The organism is Desulfitobacterium dichloroeliminans LMG P-21439 (genome assembly GCF_000243135.2).
Taxonomy (GTDB): domain Bacteria; phylum Bacillota; class Desulfitobacteriia; order Desulfitobacteriales; family Desulfitobacteriaceae; genus Desulfitobacterium; species Desulfitobacterium dichloroeliminans.
In genome coordinates this window covers 113,595-139,798 of record NC_019903.1, presented here as the reverse complement: position 1 = coordinate 139,798, position 26,204 = coordinate 113,595, and the positions used below count along the sequence as shown (strand labels likewise).

18 protein-coding genes, 7 tRNA genes and 1 pseudogene are annotated in these 26,204 nt (G+C 40.5%); 4 read left to right on the top strand and 22 right to left on the bottom strand.

Annotated elements, in window-relative coordinates; genetic code table 11:
• Nucleotides 1-110: 110 nt before the first annotated feature.
• On the top strand, nt 111-1,619 hold the full coding sequence (locus DESDI_RS00665; protein ID WP_015260703.1) for a helicase HerA-like domain-containing protein: 1,509 nt from the start codon (nt 111-113) through the stop codon (nt 1,617-1,619).
• 90 nt (nt 1,620-1,709) lie between these two features.
• On the opposite strand, the gene DESDI_RS00660 is transcribed toward DESDI_RS00665, so the two are convergent.
• From DESDI_RS00660 to DESDI_RS00640, 5 genes are all read right to left on the bottom strand, one after another.
• A complete protein-coding gene (locus DESDI_RS00660; protein ID WP_015260702.1) occupies nt 1,710-2,987 on the bottom strand; it encodes an alkaline phosphatase family protein in 1,278 nt (425 codons plus the stop codon).
• Nucleotides 2,987-4,225, bottom strand: a complete 1,239-nt coding sequence (locus tag DESDI_RS00655) for an MFS transporter (RefSeq protein WP_015260701.1) — start codon at nt 4,223-4,225, stop codon at nt 2,987-2,989. The genes DESDI_RS00660 and DESDI_RS00655 overlap by 1 nt, the downstream gene beginning before the upstream one ends.
• Nucleotides 4,226-4,556: 331 nt before the next feature.
• On the bottom strand, nt 4,557-5,441 hold the full coding sequence (locus DESDI_RS00650; RefSeq protein WP_242825420.1) for a tyrosine-type recombinase/integrase: 885 nt from the start codon (nt 5,439-5,441) through the stop codon (nt 4,557-4,559).
• Nucleotides 5,442-5,635: 194 nt separating this feature from the next.
• A complete protein-coding gene (locus DESDI_RS00645; RefSeq protein ID WP_015260699.1) occupies nt 5,636-5,872 on the bottom strand; it encodes a helix-turn-helix domain-containing protein in 237 nt (78 codons plus the stop codon).
• Between the two features lie 119 nt (nt 5,873-5,991).
• Entirely contained in the window at nt 5,992-6,411 is a 420-nt protein-coding gene (locus tag DESDI_RS00640) for a hypothetical protein (protein ID WP_015260698.1), read from the bottom strand.
• Nucleotides 6,412-7,010: 599 nt separating this feature from the next.
• Between DESDI_RS00640 and DESDI_RS00635 the strand changes: the two genes are divergently transcribed.
• Together DESDI_RS00635 and DESDI_RS00630 are read left to right on the top strand one after the other, a co-directional pair.
• Complete coding sequence (locus tag DESDI_RS00635) at nt 7,011-7,520, top strand: hypothetical protein (protein WP_015260697.1); 510 nt, start codon at nt 7,011-7,013, stop codon at nt 7,518-7,520.
• Nucleotides 7,521-7,699: 179 nt separating this feature from the next.
• Nucleotides 7,700-8,131 (top strand): P-loop NTPase family protein, encoded by a 432-nt coding sequence (locus DESDI_RS00630; protein WP_015260696.1) that lies wholly within the window; start codon nt 7,700-7,702, stop codon nt 8,129-8,131.
• Nucleotides 8,132-8,363: 232 nt separating this feature from the next.
• On the opposite strand, the gene DESDI_RS00625 is transcribed toward DESDI_RS00630, so the two are convergent.
• Nucleotides 8,364-9,284 (bottom strand): tyrosine-type recombinase/integrase, encoded by a 921-nt coding sequence (locus DESDI_RS00625; RefSeq protein WP_015260695.1) that lies wholly within the window; start codon nt 9,282-9,284, stop codon nt 8,364-8,366.
• Between the two features lie 480 nt (nt 9,285-9,764).
• Here DESDI_RS00625 and DESDI_RS00620 point away from each other — a divergent pair, with 480 nt between their 5' ends.
• Nucleotides 9,765-10,064, top strand: coding sequence for a stage V sporulation protein S (locus tag DESDI_RS00620; protein ID WP_015260694.1), 300 nt, complete (start codon nt 9,765-9,767; stop codon nt 10,062-10,064).
• Nucleotides 10,065-10,386: 322 nt separating this feature from the next.
• On the opposite strand, the gene DESDI_RS00615 is transcribed toward DESDI_RS00620, so the two are convergent.
• From DESDI_RS00615 to DESDI_RS00540, 16 genes and pseudogenes are all read right to left on the bottom strand, one after another.
• Entirely contained in the window at nt 10,387-12,192 is a 1,806-nt protein-coding gene (locus DESDI_RS00615; protein WP_015260693.1) for an ATP-dependent helicase, read from the bottom strand.
• On the bottom strand, nt 12,189-14,225 hold the full coding sequence (locus DESDI_RS00610; protein ID WP_015260692.1) for an ATP-dependent nuclease: 2,037 nt from the start codon (nt 14,223-14,225) through the stop codon (nt 12,189-12,191). Before DESDI_RS00610 ends, DESDI_RS00615 begins: the two co-directional genes overlap by 4 nt.
• Before the next feature lie 84 nt (nt 14,226-14,309).
• Nucleotides 14,310-14,696, bottom strand: coding sequence for a DUF2513 domain-containing protein (locus tag DESDI_RS00605; RefSeq protein ID WP_015260691.1), 387 nt, complete (start codon nt 14,694-14,696; stop codon nt 14,310-14,312).
• Nucleotides 14,697-14,747: 51 nt separating this feature from the next.
• Nucleotides 14,748-17,501: a phospholipase D-like domain-containing anti-phage protein gene (locus tag DESDI_RS00600; protein WP_015260690.1), complete on the bottom strand. Its 2,754-nt coding sequence runs from the start codon at nt 17,499-17,501 to the stop codon at nt 14,748-14,750.
• Nucleotides 17,502-17,515: 14 nt separating this feature from the next.
• Nucleotides 17,516-20,395 (bottom strand): anti-phage-associated DUF1156 domain-containing protein, encoded by a 2,880-nt coding sequence (locus DESDI_RS00595; protein ID WP_015260689.1) that lies wholly within the window; start codon nt 20,393-20,395, stop codon nt 17,516-17,518.
• Between the two features lie 2 nt (nt 20,396-20,397).
• Nucleotides 20,398-20,940, bottom strand: a complete 543-nt coding sequence (locus DESDI_RS00590) for a DUF3780 domain-containing protein (protein ID WP_015260688.1) — start codon at nt 20,938-20,940, stop codon at nt 20,398-20,400.
• Complete coding sequence (locus DESDI_RS00585; protein WP_015260687.1) at nt 20,937-24,053, bottom strand: DUF499 family protein; 3,117 nt, start codon at nt 24,051-24,053, stop codon at nt 20,937-20,939. The genes DESDI_RS00590 and DESDI_RS00585 overlap by 4 nt, the downstream gene beginning before the upstream one ends.
• A gap of 111 nt (nt 24,054-24,164) precedes the next feature.
• Nucleotides 24,165-24,416 carry a helix-turn-helix domain-containing protein gene (locus DESDI_RS00580; RefSeq protein ID WP_015260686.1) on the bottom strand — a complete coding sequence of 84 codons (252 nt, stop codon included), beginning with the start codon at nt 24,414-24,416 and terminating at the stop codon, nt 24,165-24,167.
• 364 nt (nt 24,417-24,780) lie between these two features.
• Nucleotides 24,781-25,349 (bottom strand): annotated as a pseudogene (locus tag DESDI_RS18510) (hypothetical protein); the annotation flags it as partial.
• 245 nt (nt 25,350-25,594) lie between these two features.
• Nucleotides 25,595-25,671 (bottom strand) — tRNA-Val (locus DESDI_RS00570).
• 9 nt (nt 25,672-25,680) lie between these two features.
• Nucleotides 25,681-25,769, bottom strand: a tRNA-Leu gene (locus DESDI_RS00565).
• A gap of 15 nt (nt 25,770-25,784) precedes the next feature.
• Nucleotides 25,785-25,858, bottom strand: a tRNA-Cys gene (locus DESDI_RS00560).
• A gap of 8 nt (nt 25,859-25,866) precedes the next feature.
• Nucleotides 25,867-25,941 (bottom strand) — tRNA-Gly (locus DESDI_RS00555).
• 5 nt (nt 25,942-25,946) lie between these two features.
• Nucleotides 25,947-26,022, bottom strand: a tRNA-Phe gene (locus tag DESDI_RS00550).
• A gap of 5 nt (nt 26,023-26,027) precedes the next feature.
• Nucleotides 26,028-26,103 (bottom strand) — tRNA-Asp (locus DESDI_RS00545).
• A gap of 15 nt (nt 26,104-26,118) precedes the next feature.
• Nucleotides 26,119-26,194 (bottom strand) — tRNA-Val (locus tag DESDI_RS00540).
• Nucleotides 26,195-26,204: the final 10 nt, after the last annotated feature.

Here is a 26,204-nt window from a genome sequence, read left to right as displayed (position 1 = left end):
GAAGTTAATTAATCAAGCTAAGGATAAAAGCCGACTTAAAAGAGACCTTAAAAGTGAATAGAAAGATCTGATAAGATCTTAAATGGACTTATGAGTAAAGGAGTGTCAACATGTCAGATAATGGATTGCTCATTGCTAAAGGATCTAGCGAACAATATCTCCTACCCGCTATGGCTAACCGCCATGGTTTGATTACCGGCGCCACCGGTACAGGGAAAACAGTCACCCTCCAGGTTATCGCCGAATCCTTCAGCTCCATCGGTGTACCGGTATTCCTTTCCGATATCAAAGGGGATCTGTCAGGAATCTGTGAAGCAGGCGAGGATAAGCCCAAAATGCAGGAAAGAATCCAGATGCTTGGTTTAGAGAACTTTTCCTTTCAAGGCTACCCCGTCCAGTTCTGGGATGTCTTTGGGGAACAAGGCCTCCCAGTTCGGACGACGATTTCCGAGATGGGACCTCTTCTCCTCGCCAGATTACTTCATCTAAATGAAGTCCAAAGCGGTGTCTTGAATTTGGTGTTCCGCATCGCCGATGATATGGGTTTACTGCTTCTGGATATCAAAGATCTAAAATCCATGCTCGCTTATGTAGCAGAGAACGCCAAAGAGTATACGGTGGAATATGGTACAGTCTCTAGGCAATCGATCGGTGCCATCCAACGTTCTTTGCTGGTCATTGAAGAACAGGGCGGAGATATCTTTTTTGGTGAACCCGCCATGGGCATCAAGGATTTAATCAAAACCGACCCCCATGGTTTGGGAACGATCAATATCCTTGCCAGTGATAAACTATTTTCGGCCCCGGCCCTCTATTCTACCTTTTTGCTCTGGCTTCTTTCCGAGCTTTTTGAAGAGCTTCCCGAGGTCGGTGATATGGAGAAGCCCAAGATGGTCTTTTTCTTTGATGAAGCCCATCTCTTATTTGACGATGCACCAAAAATACTTCTGGATAAGATCGAGCAGGTCGTCCGTCTCATCCGTTCCAAAGGGGTTGGTGTTTATTTCATCTCACAAAATCCTATCGATATTCCCGATAGCGTCCTCGGACAATTAGGGAACCGAGTCCAGCACGCTCTGCGTGGTTACACCCCCAAAGACCAAAAAGCCATCCGAGCCGCCGCCGAAACCTTCCGGCAAAACCCTAACTACTCCGTAGAACAGGTCATTACCGAGCTAGGAGTCGGAGAAGCTTTGGTCTCTTTCTTAGATGGAAAGGGCCGCCCTTCTGTTGTCGAGAGAGCCTTTATCTTGCCACCTCATAGTCTGATTGGCCCGGTTTCCCAACAGAGACGTCAGAAAGAGTATGCCAAGTCCCCCCTTAAGGATCAATATGAAGAAACCATCGATCGGGATTCCGCTTACGAGCATTTGCAAAAAAGAGCAGAACAGGAGGCTAAACGAGCAGAGGCTCTAGAGCAAGAAGAGGTCAGACAAGAGGCAAAAAGAGCCCGAAGTACCTCGTCCCGAACTAACTCCGGGAGACGTTCTACCTCCGGACGCAAGCCCGCTTCCATGATTGAAAAAATGGCCAAATCTGCTGCAGATACTCTAGGGCGCCAAGTCGGCAGAGAATTGGTTCGGGGCATTCTCGGTTCTATTCTGCGCGGGGGAAAATAAGGTCTAAGGGGTAGGTCTAAGGGGTATGTTTAAAAGGTATGTTTGTGCGAAGGGTTATCTAGCCGGGGATCTATCTAAACGGAGATCTATCTAAACGAAGATTTCCTCTAAAACTCTCCCGTCACAGTTTTTCATCTCCACCCCTAAGACTCTTCCGATGGTAGGGGCTATGTCGACCATTTCCATATCCCCCAAGGGGTAATCGTTTTTAATGCAAGGACCGGAGGCAATAAAGACACATCGGTAGTTTTCCTTATCGGGTGAATAGCCATGGGTTGCGTATTTAATGTTATCTGCTCGTAAATCAAGGAGGATACGCTCTTCCAGGGTGTCCTCAAAGCTATATCCCACCTTAGCTTCAATCATCGTGTTGATGGAACGCTCGACGTGGAGGCTATCCAACTCCTGTCTGGAAAATATGCGTTCGATCCCGTATTGCTCCTTCTCCATGGCTGCTTGCAAAGTGTTTATGGCGATTTTTTCCGCTTCCTTATCGCCTTCCTTCACATGGAGATAAGCCGCTCCCCCTGTACTTTGGAGATAGGCTCGCCACTTCATTTCGCCCTTTTCTGTAGTAATTAGTCCCTGCTCTTGCAGCATATTATTTAAATGAACTTTATAGTTCACATTGAATTGACCATGATCCCCAACAATCAGGACCACCGTATCCTCTTGCATCCCCGCTTCTTCAATGGCTCTCCTGATTTTGCCCAACCTTTGGTCCATTCGTATGAGGGTCGTCTCGATTTCCCTACTGTCCGTACCCAATCTGTGCTTGGTATCGTCTAGTTCAATTAGATGGAGCAGGAGGAGATTGGGTTTCTTTCTTTTAATGGTATCCACCGCACATAAGGTGGTAAAGTCATCTAAGAAGGGTTGCCGAATACCCTTTCGATAACGTCCATATTTTAGCTCGAGGCCAATACCGAAAATAGGGTTACCGCTTTTCAAGACCTTCAAGCCTAGGTTTTCCTTCGGGAGGGCATGCACTTCCGGCAGGTTGTATTTGATAGCCGATTTACCCGAAACAGGCCACAGGAGTCCTGCGGTACTCATCTTCTTTTGCTGAACCGCATCATAAATGGTCGGAACTTTGATAGCCTCGCGATACCAGAACCATTCCTGCTCCTTTTCCCTAATAAAGGGCTGGAGAGGATTATTATGAAAAATGCCATGCTTATCCGGATAAACACCGGTCACTATGGTGGTATGAACTGTATAGGTAAGGGTTGGGTAAACACTCCTTAGTTTCGTGCTGTAGGCCCCAGCTTTAATCAGCTTGGCCATATTAGGCAAGGTTTTAGCCCTTTCCCAATTCTCTTCGGAAAAGGCATCATAAGATATGACGATCACATGTTTGGCATCCATTACGGCACCTCCACTAGGTCTTTAGGCAGAGTCAGAAACACCAAAAGTCCGGCGACAAAGAGGGGAACCACTGCAAAAATGCTGTAGCGGGGATTTCCCGTCAGGGTTGTGGTCAAGGCCATCATAAACGGTCCAATGATAGCGGCAAACTTACCGAAGATATTATAGAAGCCAAAAAACTCATTGGAATTCTGTTTAGGAATAATCTTGGCGTAATAGGAGCGACTCAGGGCTTGGATACCGCCTTGGGCAGAACCAATCAGGGCGCCGAGGATGAAGATATGCCCTACCGAGGAAATGAAGAATGCAGCAAAACATGCGATAATATAGGTTGTGATACCGACGATAATCATAGTCCGTGCGGAAAATCTTTGCGCCAGATTCCCATAAAGTATGGCACAGGGAAAGGCGATAATCTGGATGACCAATAATATGCCGAGCAAGGTAAAGGTATCGAGGGCATTGTTACCTAATACTCCTAGGGCATAAGGTACAACCATTTTTATAATCGTATCCACACCATCGATGTAGAGAAAATACGCCAGCAAGAAAACAAAAACAATCTTATGCTGCCTAATATTTCTGAATGTCTCCCCTAGCCTTTTAAAGCTGTTGATGACCGGCTGAGGTTCAGGCTCAATAAAATGGATTTGCCTTACATTGCGAATTAACGGGAGTGTTAACAACCCCCACCAAATGGCTGTAATGATAAATCCCACCTGATAGCCTAGAGCTTTGTCCATTCCCATGAAGAAAATTAAAGCTAGACTGATGCCGAAAGGAATAACACTGGAAATATAACCGAACGCGAATCCACGCGTCGAAACCTTATCCATGCGCTCATCGGTGGTGACATCTACTAAAAATGAGTCATAAAAAATATTCGCTCCGGCAAACCCGATGGCGGAAAGGATATAGAAAACCGCAAGCAACTGCCACAGCCCGCTTGCCGGGGGCACAAAGGCTAAAGTGGCGGTAAAAAGCATACCCAGAAGGGCAAAAAAGATGAAAAAACGCTTCTTCTTGTCCTTATAATCAGCAATAGTCCCTAAAATAGGGCTAAGTACCGCCACCAGTATACTGGCTATGGAATTAAAATAACCGAGATTCATGCTACTATTCACGTTATTAAACATGCCGAAGACCACAGGTAACAGAGCGGTGGTCACTGCCATACTATAGGCCGAATTGCCACAGTCATATAAAATCCAAGATTTTTCCTCTTTGGTGAGTTTCATAAAACCTCCGCAAATTTTAGTTCTATTCACATATTCTTTTATCGCACTGGAAGAACATACCTCTATTATATCTTAACCATATTAAACTAGCATTATGGAATGAAGGCCTTTTGAAATTGATCCGGATTCCCTGCACTGCACTATCTCTGTGTAAACTTCACCCGATAAAAAAGAACCATGTAATCCGTCAAGGGATTACATGGTTCTTATGTTCTACATATGGTGGGTTTGAGAGGACTCGAACCTATTTTCTCTACCTTCTAAACCCTTGGTATATCTGGATTTGCAGGCTTCTGACGGAATCCTGACGGAATTTTTTCCGCTACAAAAATCACAAGACATCCAAAATACTCTGGCCCTTTTTGAGGGAGTGGCTATAGTTACCAGCCGTTGTAGCGGGGACCTGTCCTAATTGTTCGGCCACTGTTGTAATTGAAGCACCTTTATCCAGTAAGATCGAACCAACTCCGTGTCTTAAATCGTGGATACGAATATTCCTGAGGCCAGCCCTCTTCAGGATTCTGTTTTTTGTTCGGAAAATATTTTGGTAGCCAAGGAAATCATTTGAGGTTTCTCTTTGGAAAACAAAATCATCATCTTTTGCTCTGTTACACTTTGCCATTGCCAATTTATGCTCTTTTAACTCGGCCATAGTTTCAGTGTCCAAGCGAAGTTCCCTTTTACTTCCTTGAGTCTTGGTATCCTTAAGATATCCTGAATTTGAACTGACTGCCTCCACAATTTTTATCTGACTGTCTTCGAAGGATACAGACTTCCACTTTAGTCCCATCACTTCACCCACACGCATTCCAGTGATCGCAAGTATTTTAAGAGGAAGATAAAGCTTATAATTTTTTGCTGTTTCGATAAAAAGTTTCAACTCTTCTGGGTTTAGTATGTCCCTTTTTTTGTGCCTAACCATTGGTGGTTCAAGTCCATCCATGACATCCTCTGCTAGATACTTTTTCTTAAGGCCCCATTTTGTAATGGTGCGCAGAGTAGTGTAATAGTTTTTGATAGTTCGTGCAGATAGGTTGCCTTGATCCAAAAGAAGAAGCTTTTCTTCAATTTGCAATGAATCCAATGATGCTATAAAAAGGTGACCCAAAAGCTCGGTAAGTTTTCTTATATGGCTTTCATATTTCTCGTAGGTGCTCCGCTCAATTCTTGTTTTTTTGTATTGCAGAAACCTCTGAAAAAGTTCTCCCATAGTCATGCCACAAGAGTTAGGCAGGTTTTTGCTTTTAAGTTCTGCCTGTCGTTTATAGGAATACTCTCTTGCTTTGGCTTCCGTACCGTGAAAAGTCTCATAATGGCGAACCTTTTTATTTCCACCATCCTTTCGAACTGTCAAGAAAAATTCAATTTGGTACTTGTTCTTACCACGTTGTCGAATCGTTGGCATTTATTTTACCCCCTCACAGGGGCATGGATAACATTGTCAGTATTCTCCATCCACTCTGATTTTCCCTTTAAAAATTCCATTAATGCCTGCTCGGAAATTCTATATCTTCTTTCGGACAATCTTATTGCAGGCAGTTGATTAGAGTTAATTAGATCATAGACGTAGGTCTTTTTGACCTTTAGTAATATAGCCACCTGAGGCACTGTATAGCAATGAACCATTTTATAGTTTATGTTATTCATAGAATCACTCCTTATCATTAAAAAAAGCAGGTGCACTCTGCTATGTATTAGATAAGGACTTGGTAGGTTGGCGGCTTATATTCCAAACCGCCAACCACAAAAATATGAACTGGAACCGTTTAGACGTCTTCTTTATCTACTGTTAAGTCATAAATATGTTGAAGCATCTTTTTCTTAAGGTCACGATAGATTATTCTGATTTCCATATCTTCTAGCATCTGCCGTGGGAAATAGAGATAAATGGTATTTTGGAAATCACCAGTTTTGGGATTAGTTTTAAGCTCTGTCCGGACATTGAATTGTTTATAAATCGTGGGGAACAGCTTTTCGAAATCCTTTTCATCAATAGTGATCCCGTTAATCACCAATCGAAAAACCCAATAGTTCGATATTTCGATTCCCACTCCCGCGTCTCCCCATTTTCGGTAGTGAATTTTCTTTTGGAGTTGTGGTGGTTTTTTGGGTTTAGGTTTTTTTATTTCTTCCTTTTCTTTCGGCCCAAAAGTATTTAAGCCATCAATGGGAATTTTTCTTTTCATTGTGTCATCATCTCCTTATTCGTAGTCTGGTTTATAGGTATACTAGAAGATGATTTTCATGAAAATCAAGTATTAATTTTAATAAATCCTTTATTAAGTTTAAGATTACTGAAAAATTCTGCGGAAATCAAATTTTAGAATATTTCTAAATTATGATCTTAGAGGCGAGCAATATAGCGGAAAGTGGTATAGGTACTTTAGCATTAACCCGCATGCCCTAATCTAGCTTTTTAATTAAATCGAAAAAATCAAAATGAGAAAATATAGAAATTCGTTGGACTAAATAAATAATATCTGATAATATATGGATTAACTGATAAATTAAACTGAAATTTAATAGATATATTAGACAGAAAAGTCAATTTAGCCAAAGAATAATCTATTGATTGGGGTTGATTAAAATGCCCTTAGTAAATAAATTGAATAAACAAATAAAACCTTTGAAGCAACTTTTGGAACTTTAGTTCTGGGAGTTGCTTTAATCATTAATAAGGTGGAAAATCCGTCTCTTATAGTTAGTTTATTTATACATTATCTTCGAATGTCTCTTATAGAAGATTAAGACATAACAAAAACTTAAAATAGACAGGAGGGATAACATGAAAGTGGGTACAAAATTGATTGTTTATTGCGACGGGGCTTTCAAAGAAAAGAAATTTGGTTGGTGTTTTAAGCGGTTTCTAAATTGCGATAACTCTCTTCCCGAATATGGATATGGAAGTGGAGTAACCGAGAGTAGTATTAAAGCTGAGGTGATAGCTTGTAGTAATGCATTATTATACTTACCGGATTCCGGTAATCAATTGTGGCAAGAAATCATAGCCATTGAGATAAGGTCAGATTTATTAACCCTAGTACAATCAATTAATGCTCTAACACGCGATTTGCAAGAGGAAAATGCTTTTACCCAATCTGCTGAGTTTATTGAGTTGCAAAATCATATTAAAACACTACCTTGTAAGGTAAGTGCTAGAAAAGTTAGCAAAGGGGACAATCATCTTCGTAAGGTAGACAAAGGTGCAAAATTTGCCCAAAAAAAGCTGCCTGTGGGTGATCAATATTTTTGTTCTTTGCAGAAAAGGAAAGGAGGTGGTGGAAGTAGTTGTTGAAACTACAAAAATCTAATCTTTCGCGGTTGAAACTTCAATCGGGCTAGTAGCAATAGTCGATATTTTTAGCCGCACAACTTTTTAATAAATGGGGGGTGTCTTAAAATAAATGAAATAATTCTTGAGAGAATCTCAAGCGCTTACGCTGATAAAAATAAATATAAAGGAGTAGTAATACTATGTTAAATTACGACAATGATATTGAAAAAAGAGTTACTGTTATATTAGGTCCTGAGGGAATAGGGAAAACGCGCGAGCTTTTAGCCGAGCAAAAGAGGCAAGAGTCCCTTGGTAATTGCGCAGTTTTTATTAAGGAAAGTAGAGTATCTAATTCCTATAAAGAACTCGAAAATATACTCTGGACAAATACTCTTCTAGAGAGAGCCCAAGGAATGGGTAGGAACCCAGCACCTAATGATCTAAATGCCAAAGATTGGCAACTTGTGTTTCTAGTTGATGACTGTCAAGCGTACGATGAAGAGTTATTAAAATTTATGTATGACTTTGTAAAAAATAAACCAGACATATTACTCATTCTGGCTGGACGTAATGAAGTAGAGAGCAAGATTAAAAACATTTTTATTAAAGCGAACTATAAAGTAATCGTTTAAAGAAATGTTTAAGGAACTGCTTGGCGGCTGTTCTTTTGCTTATATGTATGGGTCAGGTAAGTCGGTGTATAGAAGAACAACGACACTGGCGGTACTTCTAAAAATGGAATGACGAAAAGGGCAGAAGGTATCCAAAATTATTTGGATACCTTCTGCCCTTTAGCCCGGGAATGACTATCACTTAAATAATCACTTGTTTATGACATACCATAAGCCCAAATGCTTACAGCCCCTAATTCTGTGTTTGCACATACGTGTTTAGCACATCATATCGGCCCCTGCCGTGTCCCAAGTAGTTGCTTACATAATCCATGGCTTCTTTCTTGGAAGAGCCTTGAGCTCTTTTCATATCCCATAGCTCCTGTGCTTTAAGTTTACGGATGGCATGTATCCCAGTTACGGGATATTTCTTCTTCAGGTTCAGTTTTTCCATGATTCGATTCAGCTGTTTATTAATTGAATCCTTACGGATTCCGATTAATCTTTCATCGGATTTTTTATTTCGACATAGTGTTTTCATAAATTCCATGTCTTCGGGTTTTATTGTTAACTCTCTTCGCCTTCCACCTTTTCCTATAACTTCGAGAGTGTTCTTTTCCCAATTCACGTTTTTCACTTTAAGATCTGCGATTTCGGCGTCTCTCAGCCCATATCTATAGGCAAGATCAATGGCTACGATTGCCTTAGATTTGCTATATCGATATCCATAATCTAATATCTTGTCCAAATCTTTCTTCTCCATCGTTTGAATTCTCAATTTCTCGTTCCTCACGGTTTTTTGACTTTGAGGAGTGAGAATGTTCTTTTCCCAATTTGTTGATATTTTAAATTTACTCTGACATAGTTTTTCGAGTTTATTAATGCGTGAAACAAAGTTTCCCAGAGTTGCTGTGCTGCATGTTGTACTTTTTTGATTTAAATAGCTCTGAACATGATCTGGGTTGATATCCTTTATCATTTTGATATCTGGGTAATGATCTTTCATATACCTCGCAATTTGATAAGATACTTCTTGCAGGTTCTTTTTTTCACTAAAACTGCAAACTTTATCTATAGAATCACCAGTATGCTTTGCTGCATGTTTATCTAGACCCGGCCTAAATGCCGAATCGATGGCCGTTTGAAACTGGTATCCCAAATTGTGTCTGGCCATATTATCACCTCCTTTTTTGGCATAATGGGGTGTCCGTATTAACGGGGCTGTCGCCCCGTTAATACGGACACCAGACAAAACAATGTAAAAAGAATATAAAAATATAGGGCTAAATTTGTTCAGATAGAATACTACGATGACATCGCAGTACAAAAATACACGCACGCTTCTTCGCCCTAGATATAGAAACGATATTGTGTTCTAGGCTAATAGCTTAGCCCAAAAAGAATACTGTAATTTATACAGTACAAGTAGAATAAATCTCCTTCGTTATCTTTAAATTTCCATACCTCCTTCATCATCTTTAAAAAGTGTTAACCACATTTTTACTGTATAAAATGATTTCACAGAAAATCAAGTCAAGATTAATTTTTATTTTTTAAGAAGTTTTTTTAAAAAATAACTTGATTTTCTAAAAAATCTTTTAATAGACTTTAACCATACCCAAATTATTAAAAGATGATGAAGGAGGCCAATACGATGGAGAATAATTCTATCGGAAGAAAAGTAACATTAAAGGTCGGAGGCAATACAAATCCTATTGCTCTAAAAGCCGCGATTGCCGGACATCTCTCCTATGGTGGCAATACGGTCTTACTGGATTGCATTGGAGTTGCACCAAACTATATTGCGACAAAGGCAATAATACTGTTAAGAGGACACCTATCGACAGTAGGCAAAAATTTAGAAGCATATCCAATTTTTCACGAGGTCATGGTGGATAACCCCACTGACTCTCCGGTTAAAACGGGTATAAGATGGATATTAGATTTGAGGTAAAGTTGAGAAGCAAAAAATGAGGGGAAACCCTCATTTACATAAATAGTCTACGGAAAGAATCAAAACTCTGATAAAACTCATAATCTATGGTGCTTTGATAAGCAATTATCTGGTTTTCCAGATGGCCATCGGATGTAATGAAAGGCGCTCAACTATGTCTACGTCCTCAAATAACAAATTTGGTTATAGTCCTTGAGGATTTAAGAAACTTTGTGCAAAATGGTTAGAATCACCATAAAGGAGTTGACCATTTATGCAAAGTTCCCTACATTCTCCAAGTGTATAAACACTTGCATTGCTTGCCAATTACGTTTCACTCGATTCAATCGGCATCATACGTACTCAATCCGTTAGCATCATGAAATTCTTTAAGTGTTATCCAAAACGGTGATGGATCTTTTGAATACCATTTGCCATATTTGTTTGGCAATTGTTTTGACCTGAGCAAGATACACGCTTTTCTAGCCCTGCTTACAGCCACAAAACAAAGTCTTCGAGCTTCATCAATCCGCCGTTGAGTTGTATCGTAGTAATTTGGAAAACTGTCCTTCTCCATGCCAAGCATCATTACCACATCAAATTCTAGTCCCTTTGCACTATGTCTCGTCGATAAAACCACTTGATTGTCGGGTACTCCAAGTCGTGCTATGAACCCAATTGTCAATACTGGTTCAGTCTGTTTTGCAACTCGAATCAAACTCTTGAGATTTTTGATTTCATCAGGGTAACGTTCTGAACCATCAAATACATTTTGAAAATCGAGTTCATTCAATAAATACATGAGCCATTCAAAGAGATTGTCTTTATACTGCTTACTTGTTTCCAATACTTTCAAAAGTGTCCGACGCAAAAGTAAATCATAATCATCAGAATTTGCGACTGCCTGTTTGTGCGATAAAAAACCTATCCACTTCTGACTAATTTCGTCAAATGAAGCCGTAGCTTTGTCCTCTAACCACGATGCACAGCTTTGAAGCCAAAATATAGATTCGGTATTCCTGAAGTCCTGCCGTGCTAAATATACAGGGATTCCTTGTTTTTCAAACTGGTCTTTCAATGCTTTCACTTCATCGTTCTTACCAACAAGTATTGCGATTTCGTGGTAAGGAATTTCTTCTGAATGAAATCGTCGAACCAGTTCAACTGTTTGTTGATACTGTTCATCCATACCGGCATCACACTCAATAAAATCCATTGTGGCAGGATACTCTCTCAATGCGCCTGATGCCACATACCCACGTCGGCTGTTCAATACATATTCCGACGCATTTACGATAGTCTGTGCGCTTCGATAGTTGTTTAACAAGCGAATACATTTGATACCATCTCTTTGTGAGAGCTCATCAAGGTAATCTGGAGCTGCGCCTTGAAAATCATATATCGATTGGTCGGCATCACCTACAGCAAATATCTTAATATTCGACTTATCTAGCAAAGACAAAACTATTTCGTGCAATGGTCTGCCTAAATCCTGATATTCATCAATGACAAACCACGGGAATTTTGCCTCAATAGCTTTTCGCACGAAAGATTCGTTTTGTATAAGTTCGACAGAAAATTTAACCATGCTGATAAAATCAATGAATCCGCTTTTTTGTAATGCTTCTTCGAACGAAATAGCTGTTTGAAGGGCAACTTCATAACTTTCAAGAGCAACTCGGCTTATACCTCGTATATTGCGAGTTCGCTCCTTATCCATCTCCGTTATTGAAGTACCACCAGGTGGGTTAACAGAGTCAAATAACTTCTTTTTTTCTGCTTCCGAAATAATCCTTATTGGATTTGGGATTTCGTACTTTGGATAAAGTTTAGCAAAAGGCGTTAGAATTTCCGCCAAGCAAAAACTGTGGACTGTACCCAAAAAAACATTCTTGCGTCCCCTTAGTCCCAATTTTGAAAGCCTTGTTTTGAATTCTCGGGCTGACTCAGTGCTGTATGTCAAACAAGCCAAACCTCTTGGTTCAGCAATTATATCATCTAAGAGACGTATGACTTTTAACGTCAACACTGTTGTCTTTCCACTCCCAGGGCCAGCGATTACAACCGTGCTGTCAGTCGAAGTGTATGCACGAAGCTGTTCTGAGTCGTTGGTGACCTCCGTCAATTTTTGCTTGAAATAATCGTTCAATTTGTCCTGCTCCTCACAAGTTCGATTATCTTATTGATAGCTGCCTCTATGTAGTCAGGTACCATAGAGCGCGTCGCATACGAAGAAAGACGCTGCGAAAATCGTCCTTTACCGATTTGACTATGAGAAGATTCAATTTGTGCCAAGCATTTATTATATTCGCCATTGGACATCCTATCCTTGAAATTCTGCTTCTGCTGCAGTCCTCCTGCTGTTAATTCATCAAAAACACGACATATAATCTGTCCCTCTGTTGTGGTTGCAGATCCGCATTGGCAGAAAATATCAACTTCAAAAGTATGCATTCCGATGAAGATTCCTCTGATTTGAAAGAACTCAATCTGATCTTCAATTTCCAAATCATCAAAGGTTATTCCTTCTTCGTATTCCGAAGCCACATAAGCCTCTATTATGTCGGCAATGCCCGAGAATTTTGTTGAGCGATCAATACCGGCATACCCGTATCCGACATCATCTTCCGAGGCCAAATCCCCGTACTTAATTTTCCCTTCAACCCGGTGGTAATAATCTCCATCCGTCACGATAATATATGGCACGCCTAATGATTCAGCAAATTGACGATATGGTTCAAAATTTGTTGAATTGACATTACAAACCACAATGCCCAAACGGTCTATCTCATAACCCATAGCCTTTGCAAAACTGGGAATCAGATATTCCTCTGAAACACCTTCGACAAAAATGACGCCTTTGGCCAAATATATTTCTCCACGCTTAACGTCTATATATCTTTCTAAATCAGAAAAATCAGAATCATCAAGCTCGAGCCGAGCTGTTGTCTTTACGCTAGTACTATTTCTTTTAGAGATCAAATGAACTATTGAGGTGATCGGCGCGACGGATGAAATATGTGTTGAATGCGTTGTAATAATGACGGAGGCGCTTGACCTATTCATCACATGACGATAAAGCAATCGTTGATATATTGGGTGTAGATGCGCCTCTGGTTCTTCAACCGCAAGAATGGTTACGCCATTTGCTGTCGGAATAGTTTCAGACATGAAATCGTAGAGCTCGTCCCTTTTCTCACAATTAGTCAATACGTTATCATTCAAAGCGTACCCATTGATTTCTTCCACCTCAGAATAACAACTCTCGATAAGATCGCTTTCGTCCTTTTCAATTAATTCTTCATAAAGCTCTTTTGGTAGATATGTCTTTATCGTTTCATCCTCAATCAACAGAAGAATAAGAGCTATATAGAGTAGATTGTTTATTCCAAGACTGGTGTTTCCTGATTCCCGGTTATCAATCAATGGGCGCAAAGCATAAAGAAGCTTAGTCGCGTCAATATTTATCGTTTTTAAAGAAACACCAAATTGATCTTGGCTAAACGACACCATTTGATTGAGCAACTTCTGAATTCGCGATTCAAGATCTTCAACTTGACCTATTTTAAGAGTATCTGCACCTTTTTCTTCAAGTGCGTGAGAAATTTCGGCAAGCACGTCCTTGCTTATTGTATATTTCTGCTTGATGATCTGCGTCAACGGTGATGTTTTCGAATTACGCATCTCGGATTCAACATCACGAATTGCCTTGATAACACGAATGTTCAGGAATTTCCTATCGTCATAGGAGAATCGGCGGTTTTCGTCATCACCTTTAAAAATAATAAAGCTATACTCGTTTGTTTCGCCAACTTTTCGATAGGGATAGAATTTGTATGTAAGCTTTAGTGCTTCTTTCTCATCAAGCATTACGGTTGCATCGGTCAATTGTGCAAGCACATTCTTGTTTCCTTCAAAGTTTGCGAACCAAAGCTCAATAAGAATCTGCTCCCCATTTGTCATTGGGTCATCCAAACCTTCCCAAAAATCGGATTCCTCAAGCATACGGTCTTTGTCAGAGAGCGTCGGGTCAAGTATTAACTGCAACGCATATAACAGGTTGCTTTTTCCAACCGCATTTTCACCAATGACAACTTGTTTTTCGTTGAGCCAGAATTCAGCACGGCGAAAATTTCTGAAATTTTCGATATGGACCTTGCAGATGTATGGTTGATTATTCATTAATTCACCTCTTGAAAAGTTCTCCCTGACTATCCTCTGGCTGCAATTCATATATGAGAATGATTTGCATGTTAGACAATCGGATTACCCCTTTAGTATAGAATTTGTTATCCCTTCAACAGCTGCAGAAATAAAGGCATTTGCAACCGATTTAATCGTTTCTATGACCATTGGCAACCCTTTTTGGGTAATTGTATCCTTGACTTTCTTCCACTGAGAATCGTCCCGAATTTTTTCTAGGAAGTCATTTCCATCCCAAGTTAGGGAACCGACACCAAATCCATAGATTTCGTTGTCAGCATATTGGGCTTTATAATTTGAAATCAATCCTGCTTCGTATAATATTTTGCAGTGATAAGCAACCGTCTCAGTATCATATCCCTCAATAACCAAATCGTAGATGGCTGTTGATCGATATTTATTTTCAATCTCCAGCAATATCAGGCGAACAAGGTCCATATCTCGCTTCATTTCAGCCTCCCACTTTCTCAATTGTAATCGCGATGGAAATTCTTATATTTCCTACCATCCAATCAACAACTGCTTCAACTTTTCATCGTGATCCAGGACAAATGTACTTGCTTCCCAATCTTCCGTTGCAGGTATTTTGGTCTCGTACTTAATAGTAAATGGATTTTGGTCCGGAACTCTATCGATGCGCTCTTTTGCCTCTTCGATGTTATTCAAAGCAACGTCGATCCACACATCTTCTAAGGTGTCTGGGATTTGCCCGAACATATCCTTGATGCTTTTTAGTCTGGCCGATAATACAGTGTGGACCTTATCCTCAACAGAATCTTTATATCTCATGTTGAAAATTTTTACTTTGGGAGCAACTTGGCCAATACGTTGGATTCGGCCTTTTCTTTGCTCTAGCCTTGTCGGATTCCAAGGTAAGTCAAGGTTAATCAGTGTACTGAGTGTCTGAAGGTTAAGTCCTTCGCTCGCTGCATCAGTCCCGACGAGGATCTTTATTTCATGGTTTTTTACCTTGGCCTTGATGCTATCCTTTGAGTCTTTGTGAAAAGTACCGTTTAAAAAATAGCCAGATTTATCTCCGCCGGCATAAAGACCTATCACGTCATCGGATAAATCTTTTGATAGCTTTTCAGCTACAAAGTAAGCGCTATCATAGTATTGCGAGAATATGATGCAGCCGCTATCCTTCCAAGGCTTATCAGTTTCATCAATGCCATTGCTTAAAATATCGAGGACTTTGATATACTTAGGATCATTATCATGGTTAAGAGACAGCATTTTTACGAGTTCGCGAAGACATTCGGTTTCCGCATCCGTAAGATTCTTTACCTCGCTAACACTTTCTTCAAAATCATCGTCTTCCTCAAAAATTACATCAAATTCATCTTGCAATATTTCTTTCCCAGCTTCTGTCCATGCGAGCATTTTCTTCGCTGTATTATCACCGGCGATAATCGTGCTTCCAATACGTTTCAATATCAGTGTCGACATAAAACCACCCGCCTTAACGCGGGATGAAAGTAAGGAGCAAAATTCCTGTGCCTTTGAGTAGGCTTGCCTCAAATATCCTTCTAGGGGGATTGCACCATCGTCGCCCTCGCCATATAGTTCGACCAATATTTTTTTAAGATAAGTCTCTCCGCTGGCAGGATTGATTGTGTTCTCAAGAAAATCCCTTGTTCGTCTCACGATATGGCGAATATATGGATTGTAATTTGCTATAAATTCGTCTGTGGTATATAAAGTCCGGATGCTATCTTTTTTTGAGCCCGAAAGTGAAGCGAAATAATCAGCAGGCAAGACATAGGTTTTATCGGAAATATCAAGCCTGTCTCGAATGCGATTTACTCTATCTTGAGCTGATGAAGTTTTTGTGGGTAGGGGATTTCGAATGATATCCCACATTGTAATTTCGCTCTCCGGATAAGGCTCTTTCCCGCAAACCATATCAAGCATCAACTGAGGTTTCTTGTGCCATTCGCTATACATATCACCCATAACCTTGAATGTCGGGAGACTTAAAGCATTTATAAGATCAAAGGCTTCAATTGGATTGATTTGCACTGGAGTAGCAGTCGCTAAGAGCAAACTCTTGGTTTTAAAAGTAATCGTATTAAGAAATTGCAATAAGTAGTTTGGATCTGACTTATGCTTGTTAGGATCTTTGGTTGGATTTCGACGGCGAGCTCTGTGTGCCTCGTCAAGAATGACACATTCAAAATCTTTCTGAGCAAGCAAATCTGCGGCCTCTGTTCTTCTTGACACAAGTCCTTGCGAGATAATACCTACTCGTCTCGGGCATTTTAGAATGGATCTCACACTGTCAGCTTGATAGAAATAGCCGTTTTCATCTTGCCAGCCTGAACCGGTCCAAACAGCACTGGGCATATCCAAGAGCGTCTTCATTTCGTCTTGCCACTGCCATACAAGTGTTTTAGGAACAATTATCAAAACTGGCTTATCACCATAGAGAGCCATTAATTTTGCTGACATGGCAAGCTGCAGAGTCTTTCCCAGCCCGACTTGGTCTGCTAGAAGGTAACGAGCGCCGCCATCCTTTTTGTGTTCTCTGAAAGCAAGCTCGACAAAATACTTTTGGTGTTCCCAAAGACCGAATTCTTTTCGATATACCGGTTCTTCAACTGCAGCTGAGGGGACCACTTCATCGGAATTATCTCTCCAGTCTTTAAGACCGATGACGATACGCTTTGAAATTCTGTTGAGATCATTAACGATAAAATCCGCTAGGTTCACAGCGTATTGACTATTCCAGAAAAAATCAAATTCATCTTGAACCCATCGGACGGATTCCTCTGAATCATCTTCCCACAGCATCTCATAATTTAATGTGTAGGCACTTTTTGTTTCATTGATGCTCCCGAGAAAGGAGGTTTTAGAGCCATCTTTATACGTGATCACCCCGGCCTTTCCGTGCATGAGGCCAAATACTTGATCAGGAATCACTCGAATTTCAAGCTTCCCGTTGCTTAGTAGGTGGTAAAGAGTAGAAAGACGACTGCTGCTTTCAGGAGATGTGTATTTCTCTTCTGGAGAAAATTCACACCATTCCTGTTTCATTTTTTGAGCATAATTAGCAACTGCAATATCTTCGGGCAGAAGTCCGGAATTACAAATAACCCGGACTTTGCCTTCTACGTTTTCAATGCTTTCTCCAGCAACTTCAAGAATGGAGGAGCAAAAATATCCGGCAATTCTGTCGTAAGATACTGCATTTTTCAGTTTTTCTTTCAAAAATTGCTGATCTAATTTATGTCTCCTTGAAGAATAGCGATTCATAGACTATTCCCCCTTTAAATGCTGTCGTTGGTAACAAGTGAATGCAACAAATCAGCCATTGTTGCGCTTTGTTCCCAGTGCGGAGACATATTATCAATGTCCTTGCCATCTTTGATGAAGCTAAGCAGCTGTTTGATCATGTCGCGTTTATCCCAATAATCCGGTAATTCATTTTTTATATAGCCGAGTGCTCTTGACGGATTTTCGTCTTCTTTGATCCCTGTGTAGATCCCCATAAATACTGTGCGGAGTAGAGAGTTTTCAAAATCTGGTACATCACTAATTGTCCTACCAGCCATTTCAACGGGAGTCTTAAGACGCGCCATATTAGCCTTTTGGCTAGCCATCATTTGGCTATAACCAACAGTATTGAAGCCTCGTGCAAATTCCTCATAAGTGCTGTTTTGGTAATTTCCGTGTTTTTCACTTTCAAGTCCTTTAATATAAAATTTCTCAGCATTTGATAGGTCTTTCCACAGATAACTTTCGAAATCCAAAGGAATGACACAGTCATAGGCAATTTTTTTAGCGGCTTCAATTATTTTTACAATGCTACTCTGGGTGGGATTATTAATCGCCATATTCAATTCGTAATCCAAATCAAGATCTTCAATTGTTTTATATGATGTCAACACCTTTAAAGAGGCCGCGTAAGCTGCAAGTACAAAGTCAGGGTCTGAGAAATTAGGTTCTTCTTTGTTTTCAAGTTCCAACATGCTTGAGATTTGGTTTCTCACTTCAGCTCGGATGTCAGAGTTGATTTCATCTAAGAAGGCCATGTCATCTCCGGTTTGCTTACGCAATACAAGCAGCACAGTTCCTTTAACATAATTGCCGTCTTTGAGACCTGAGGCATCAGTTTCAGTTGCAATATTCCAAGCCGCAGTAACCCTGAGCCCTGACTTCCACATTATCAAAGCAAGTTGAGCCCACACAGCAGGATCACTATGTGTGAACATGACCACCTGCATGCCATCGTCGGGCATGTGGTCAGCCAAATTTGAATATATTTCTATCATTGTATGGGAGAAATGATCATCACCTCGTACAGCAAGAATTCGCTTAGAATCCGTATACCACTCAGGGAAGGCCTCTATTAATAATTTTTTATCCCAAGCAAGAAAAAATTCCGATAATTCATGGTAATTTACTGCATCAGCATATGGCGGATCTGTTATCCAAAGATGACATGTTGAAGTGACAGATCGAGCATCATTTAGGGTTACTGTTCCCTGTTTATTAATAGGGTACTGTTCAGAAATCCTAAACCATAATGTGCTCAACATACTTAAGCTGCGAACACCATAATTCATCATTGTATTAAATGCCTGATTATAAAAGGTTTGTTCAGTTTTATCGCAATTAGGATTCCACCGACATAATTTTGAGCCAAAATCAGCAATTTTATTTATACCTAGTATTCCGACGGCTTTAAGTAAAACAGATGTCTCATTCATCACTTGTCTTTCAAATAAGCTGAGTAACAGAAGTTGTCTTGCACTAAACAAATGATTCCAATGAGTCCAGCCCCGTTCCTTAAATAGTCGTTCCGTTTCCATACCACTTTCGATAGCCATACTCGGCACCAAGCCCTTTTCCTGCCAGAAAATCATATTACCTGCAACAATTTTTCTTACCTTTTCCTCATTGTCTAAATCTCGCTCATTTGGTGCACGATAATATCTATTTCCGTCTGTAGTTTCATAACGGATTGCATACAGTCGTTCACGGTAAACATCTGTATTTCGTGGCTCGAATTCATTTTTTCCCCACTGTCGTAGTCCATAAATTGAATTCCCATTCTCGTCATTTCGGTCTTTACGAAGAACAGAAATTGGTGTCATCTTCTCACAGTTTGGACATACTAATCCCTTTGGAGTGACTGTACCATTTGATGCTTCTTTCATTTCCATTGCATTTGCATCCGGGTGTATTGTGATGTTGTACCGGTTTCCATCAGGAACAAGCTTAGCAACAACTTTTCCAGCGCGGATTCCAACTACTAATGAAGGCAATAAAGGGACTACTATTCCGCACTCTGGACAAGTTGTTTCTACGCAATAAAGATATGAAAGCGCTCTATCTCCTCTCTCATTATGCTCAATGCCAAGTTCACAAATCTCTTCATTGACGATCTTATAAACTCTATTCTGGAAGTCCTCAATTTCCTTCAATTCTTTTTTATCTGCACCGGAGATATTAATGCTTGCCCAGGTAAGAAGTCCGGCAATTGGATTTAAGTCGGATGCATAAGTATCAAAGCCCATACGTGCAGCCTCAAATGGAATTGAGCCTCCTCCACAAAAGCAATCACCTACAGCAATCCTTCTTCCATACCGCTTTATTGAGAGCTGCTCAATAAGTTCATTCAATGATTTTGCGTTAGTCCCAAGATAATGGTTTATTGCATTCCAACTATCTTTTCGTAGAGCAACATGTTGTTCTGGTCTTATACAATGTTTTATCTTTTCATCATAGCCTAGTGTTTTAAATAAACGAGTCTCAATGTCGTTCTTATCTTGTCCATCTCGGATTTTCACACGAGCCCCATCCAATTCAAACCAGTCGTTCAAATACTGTCTGAAATGCTTATTATTCTGAGCTATTTCAAAGAGAGCTTTAGCAGATAACGTTTTTTGTTTTCTATCAAGAAGTCCTTCATTATCCATAGACAATATTTTCAAGAAAATATCCATATCTGCCTTTGGATTATCACTGGAAGGCATAAGACATCCCAAAATAGCGGCACGAACTAGAATTAGTGGTTTCCGACCCCACCATTTACCAAGCCCTGTGATTGTTTGACCTTGAGATGACTTTCTTTCTTTATAGCTCTCTTTACTAATTTTGCTTACAGGAAACTGCTTTTCTATAAAAGACATCTGATTGTCCAATGTTATTCTCCTCCCATCAAATCAGTAAATAATGAGATCTGATTTGATTCATCTACTGGATTTTCGCATAGCGCATATCTCAACGCCATGCGCCACCCGCGTTTATCATTAATCTTTCCAGTACTTGCATTTGTCATGGTGTATAGCCACCAGCGTTCTTCCGGCTGAAGTCCCTTCCAATTGCGAATGGCAGTTGGGATTCCAGCTGGATCGTTGTTTTCAACACCCCAAAGCAAGACCATTAATTCTTTCCCAAACAACTTTTCGACAGGTGTTTCTCCAACAATAAATCTGCTAGTTGGCTTTTTGTCCGATTTCAACCTTGCGTTGAACTCAGCTGCAACGTCATTTGAAAGCTTTGACCATTTGTATCGTGACATCCTGAGTTTCAGGATGTCCTTACTTGTAATTTTTTGTTCGTCTACGTCCCAATGAAAACGCTCGTAAATCTCAACTTCTGCAGTTGCCTCTTTGGGAACAACCACATAGAAGTGATTTTCGCTTTCCTTTGGATCATAGCCAAATCCATAATAAGTGTTGCTCATTGTATGATTTCCCCACTCTTTATAAGATTGTTCAAATCAAATTTGTTCATATCAAGCCATTGCGTGAATAACTCGCCAGTCAAGAACATCAACTCTTTATAACCAAAGTCAACAATAACCTCGGTTTCCTTAAAGCTGGTATCTCGAACAAGATCTATCAGCGATTGAAGATCTCCTGCCCAATATGGAACACTTGCATTGAACTCGATATAGTTATCTGTATTTGTTTTATTATAAATCTCTGCTGTAGCCCCTTTGATAAGGACTCCATCAAGTTTCGAGAGAAGAGCCAGTTCCTTATAACTCGCTTCGGTATCTCCCATTTGTTTTTTATTGTGATAGCGGTAGGCAAGAGCCTTGCTCTTATCAATCGTTTTAGCTGGTTTAGCACCGCCGCCTTTTGTGACGTAGATACTCTTTTCCTCAAGCAATCTATCCTTGTAATAAACCGCTACTCTCACGTATTTGCTGTCTTGTGGAAGCACAAATTCCTCATTATAGATGCCGCCATTCTCTTTAGGTTCGCTACCGTCAGTTGTATATTTGACTACATACTTTGGATTGGTGACCAGCGTCATTACATCACCATTCGGTGTATTTCTTTGCCCGTATTTGATTGGAACACTACCAGTGAACTCAACGACATCACCGGTTTTTCTTTCTCCTGTTGGATCAATACAGACGAAACGAATAGCTGGTTCTGCGGTCACCAAAACCTGGTCCATTACTTCTTTGGATGCGGAAGTAGGATCACTGCCGATGTCGTAATAGACCCTACCGCCGATGCCCCGGATTTTCAAGGTGAATTCTTGGGTCGTCTCATCATATGATGTCTGCTCTACAACAACAGAAGTCGGGTCCTTCTCAAACGGCCCCTTTACCAGATAACCATTAATTTCTCTCCACTTATCTTTTTTGATACAATCCAGTCTCAGGCTTTCAAGCTGATCCGGATGATACCATTGCCATGCTACTGTCGTTGCAGCTCTCTCTTTTATTTGAGAGAAGGGCAGTTCTTTTATGGTAAACAGACGCGCTTCGCATTTCTTGCGGAGGTTCTCCAAGAACTGGTCATCTTTTGAGAATGCCTCGTATTTAGAACTATCTGTCAAGCAGCTTATAATCTGTTCTTCACCGTTAAACTTATTTTCTTTGAATTCAAGTTTGAATTCTGCAAGCTCTATTCCGTTTTTGGTTGGATAATACAGCGCAACAAACGTCTCCCTGATAGTTGAGAATAAAGCTTGAATAGCCTTATCAAGCTGAGCTTCAGCTTCTTTGTATTGTTGATCCGATGCGGGAACGCCTTCGTTTGCCATGTTGTCAACGATTTGCTGAATCGCCTTAAGCTTTTTTGAATTCCCATAGAGTTTTTCCATCATATTTCGCTGTCCGGAAAGGAACATAACTCTGTTCTTGAGCGAAATGTTGTCATGGAACTTCTTCAGCTCAGGATGCAGCTCACTACCGGGATATGGCTCATATATGACCAGAGAAATCTTATTCTGATCAAGATCAATTTCATCGATTGCAGGGAGCACATACAGCATTTCATAGCAGACTTTCAGCTTGGGACTGAAGTTCTGTTCCAGTATTCGCTTAAGTTCCTTTTTAGCGTTCTCATTTGTGTAACTGTCAACAAGGGTATTCATCTCGGCAACCATATTCTTTGTATTTTGGAAATACAGCCTGCCACGATTGTCTTGTTTCATATACCAGCAAAGAGTCTTCAATTCTTCCAGACTGGACTTGATCTCGTTAATATCTGTATTGGGCGCACTCAAATAACCGAATATTTCCGATTCGGTGAGTCCAAGTAGTCCATGATTCGCAGTGGATAAGGAAGACACGAGGAGGAGCTTTGCAATATCCTGTGTAACACCTTTGTTCTCAGCCTTTTCTATATCGATCACTTCTGCAATGGACTTGCCATCCTGTGCAATATCATGGTTGATTGCTTCTTCTAGAGAGGGCTTGATCTGGCGAATATGACTCAGCATTTTTTGCTCGTTAAGATCGAAGTCAAAAACGTTAATCAAATAGTTTTCTTTTGCCATGTCACTTTCATAGAATTGGCGGACAATCTGACGCATCAATTTAATCAGGCCGCGTGTTTGTTGGAAATTTTGGTTTTCCTTGAAACGGGCATATAGATCTTTAATGGATGGATGGAATGGGTAGGAGTCCTTGATGCCTTTAAAAACAGCTTCTGGAGTGTAGTTTGTGAAGCCGAGTTTCTTGCTTTTTTCGACGCTTGTTTTATACGCAATGGCAACATCATTGATATTCAATGAGTATTCAAAACCACTGACATCTTCAAATAGACGTTTTTGTAAAATGTGGTAGATCTCATCGCTGTTGAGTGCAACAGGCGTTACTTCGATTGCTATTCGGTTCGCTTCAGCTTCAAGTTCACGGAAACTCGACTGCAATAATTCGCTGCCTGACTCATAGGCCGCCTTTAGATCAGAGAAGACCAGACATACATTCGCGAGTTGTTCTTTACCTAGTGCAGTGAAAAGATTTGATAATGCAGTCATTGTGACCTTGCTAAGGTCCGAATTTCCTACCATAATCGACTTTGCATTTTCCAAATACGGGGGAAGCTCATCCAGCAAGATGAGAGTTTTTTGACCCTTGAGCAGCTCAACCCATGATTTTTCACCCGGTGCCTTAAGAGGGGAATAATAGTCCTTGAAGAACTCTTTCTTGCCGAGTTGTTCAGCTATGCTACCCCAAATACCAAAGTCAGCATTCTCTCTGCCGGAGAATGAAACTACTCTGATTTCACCAATTCCCGCATATGTAGGACCGAGAAGCTTCTCTCTCAACTCAGCATTCTGAGCTAGCAAAGCCAAAGCTAACATACTATGTGTTTTACCGCCACCCATAGCCTGTGTAAGCTTAATGACGCCGGTGTCAGATTCGCCTTTAAAGCGAGCAAATGCAGTATCAAATAATACTGTCATTCCTTGCGTTTGGAAGTTTTCTCCGAAGAATTTATTTGCATCTATTCTGTTTTCTGCAAGATCGGTGAGGTTCAGCACATCCTCTCTAGCAGTATCAGAGAATACATTTTCTCTTGGTTTAAGCATTTCATTGATTGTACGCATAATTTTCATCCTCTCAAAATTAATCGATATTAGTTGAAGCACTTTTGCCAAATAGATTCATGAGTACTTATCAAGACATCTTGGCTCTTTCGTAATAACCAATTTATTTGTTTAAGATGAAGACTTATATTCATCTCCGTTGGAATCTTCATCTGATGATTTACTATCAATAATCTCCATCATGTCGCAAATATCGCATTTTAAAGCTTTACAGATTTTAATGATGACCTCAGTGTTGATATTCTCATTTCGCCCAAGTTTCGCAATTGTTGAAGGGCTAATGCCTGCCATCTCTCTAAGGTCTTTTTTCTTCAAGTCTCGGTCGATTAGGAGCTTCCATAGTTTTTTATAGCTAATAATCATTGGCCCTTCACCTCTATTAGGATTGATATCATAAATTCATACATATGTTAATTATAACCAAACCACTTTGACATTGCAATGATAAGTTTGCGAAATCGTAATATTAATATAGTAAGAAGTATTTTTATAATAAAAAACACTTAATAGAAACGTGAGATGCAAGTTTGTAAGTCTAAATACAGTTTTTGTATTTGAAGTCATGCTCTGAAAACGAACCGCAGCTTTTGTAACCCAAATGCAATTTGATTTATTCGTATTGTTTGACGTATTATGATGAAAAAGGCACGCCAAACGGAGATCGACTCCCTCTCGTTTTTTATAATCGGAGAATCTGCCCCTTATTTTTGTGGCAATGTTTTGTAGTTTATCTTTTGAGAATAGCGGGTTTTAACAGTATTTCACTGTCGGCTACCGGTGAAAGCTTAAGTTTCTGTAAAACATCTTCTCCATGGAAAAGCTGAACGTTTCGTAGGGACTACGGTTGTTCAGCCTTTTCTTTTGTAGGAATTGGTGTGGTTCATCATCAGGGTAATCTCTTCCTGAGTCAAGTGATTGAGGCTTGTTCCTTTAGGAATCACACTGCGTATCAGAGCGTGATTAACTTCAATTGCACCTTTCTGATGAGGGCAGCCAGCATCGCGATAATAAATCCGTGTGCACGGCTATTGTTGTTCACCCAATGGTCATACTCGATGGACTTGGAATTTGAAACCTCACTTCCGTTATCCGTCAGGATGACAGGAACCAGCTTTTGGTCAAAATAATTAAAGTCATCAATGGCAGAGTCCTCTCTTCTTCGCAAACACACAGGGCACTTCTGGATTCCGATATGGTTTTATGAGCTCTGACATGAGCATGCTTCGCATCATAGATTCTTTTCAGCAACGAACATTTGCCCATCTGTTCGCAGCCATTGCAGATATAAGGCACTTGGATTATCAGCTAACTCCTGAACGAAATACTTTTTAGTAATAAACCAAAACGACCGTTATAGAACGAATAATTCGTTCTATAACGGTCGTTGTTTTTTATCTCTGACGGAATTCTGACGGAATCCTTAGGGATACTTCAGGTGATTTACGGGTACTTATTTAGTAAATTATCCATGCCCCTGATATTTTAATATTAGTGAAACTCGCTTATATCAACCCTTTGCGACTTTTGGAATTTTTTACTTATGGTGGGTTTGAGAGGACTCGAACCTCCGACCCCCGCGATGTCAACGCGGTACTCTAACCAGCTGAGCTACAAACCCACAAATAAATGGTGCCGATGACCGGAATCGAACCGGTACGGTCTTTAAGGACCGCGGGATTTTAAGTCCCGTGCGTCTGCCAGTTCCGCCACATCGGCAAAAATAACGTTTTTTGGAGGCGGCACCCAGATTTGAACTGGGGATAAAGGTTTTGCAGACCTCTGCCTTACCACTTGGCTATGCCGCCAAAAATTATGGAGCGGGTGACGAGATTCGAACTCGCGACTTTCACCTTGGCAAGGTGACACTCTACCACTGAGTTACACCCGCATGAATGGTGCCTTAGGACGGAATCGAACCGCCGACACGAGGATTTTCAGTCCTCTGCTCTACCGACTGAGCTACCAAGGCAAGAATGGCGACCCCGATCGGACTTGAACCGACGATCTCCTGCGTGACAGGCAGGCATGTTAACCACTACACCACGGGGCCGAACTGTGTTAAATTTGGTGGGCGATGACGGGATCGAACCGCCGACATCCTGCTTGTAAGGCAGGCGCTCTCCCAGCTGAGCTAATCGCCCGCGTTAACTG

Coding starts and splice junctions, on each gene's coding strand:
- DESDI_RS00600 (WP_015260690.1), bottom strand. CDS start 17,501: ATGAATCGCTATTCTTCAAGGAGACATAAATTAGATCAGCAATTTTTG.
- DESDI_RS00610 (WP_015260692.1), bottom strand. CDS start 14,225: ATGAATAATCAACCATACATCTGCAAGGTCCATATCGAAAATTTCAGA.
- DESDI_RS00620 (WP_015260694.1), top strand. CDS start 9,765: ATGGAGAATAATTCTATCGGAAGAAAAGTAACATTAAAGGTCGGAGGC.
- DESDI_RS00660 (WP_015260702.1), bottom strand. CDS start 2,987: ATGGATGCCAAACATGTGATCGTCATATCTTATGATGCCTTTTCCGAA.
- DESDI_RS00635 (WP_015260697.1), top strand. CDS start 7,011: ATGAAAGTGGGTACAAAATTGATTGTTTATTGCGACGGGGCTTTCAAA.
- DESDI_RS00655 (WP_015260701.1), bottom strand. CDS start 4,225: ATGAAACTCACCAAAGAGGAAAAATCTTGGATTTTATATGACTGTGGC.
- DESDI_RS00605 (WP_015260691.1), bottom strand. CDS start 14,696: ATGAAGCGAGATATGGACCTTGTTCGCCTGATATTGCTGGAGATTGAA.
- DESDI_RS00590 (WP_015260688.1), bottom strand. CDS start 20,940: ATGAGCAACACTTATTATGGATTTGGCTATGATCCAAAGGAAAGCGAA.
- DESDI_RS00665 (WP_015260703.1), top strand. CDS start 111: ATGTCAGATAATGGATTGCTCATTGCTAAAGGATCTAGCGAACAATAT.
- DESDI_RS00645 (WP_015260699.1), bottom strand. CDS start 5,872: ATGAATAACATAAACTATAAAATGGTTCATTGCTATACAGTGCCTCAG.
- DESDI_RS00640 (WP_015260698.1), bottom strand. CDS start 6,411: ATGAAAAGAAAAATTCCCATTGATGGCTTAAATACTTTTGGGCCGAAA.
- DESDI_RS00625 (WP_015260695.1), bottom strand. CDS start 9,284: ATGGCCAGACACAATTTGGGATACCAGTTTCAAACGGCCATCGATTCG.
- DESDI_RS00580 (WP_015260686.1), bottom strand. CDS start 24,416: ATGATTATTAGCTATAAAAAACTATGGAAGCTCCTAATCGACCGAGAC.
- DESDI_RS00585 (WP_015260687.1), bottom strand. CDS start 24,053: ATGCGTACAATCAATGAAATGCTTAAACCAAGAGAAAATGTATTCTCT.
- DESDI_RS00630 (WP_015260696.1), top strand. CDS start 7,700: ATGTTAAATTACGACAATGATATTGAAAAAAGAGTTACTGTTATATTA.
- DESDI_RS00650 (WP_242825420.1), bottom strand. CDS start 5,441: ATGACTATGGGAGAACTTTTTCAGAGGTTTCTGCAATACAAAAAAACA.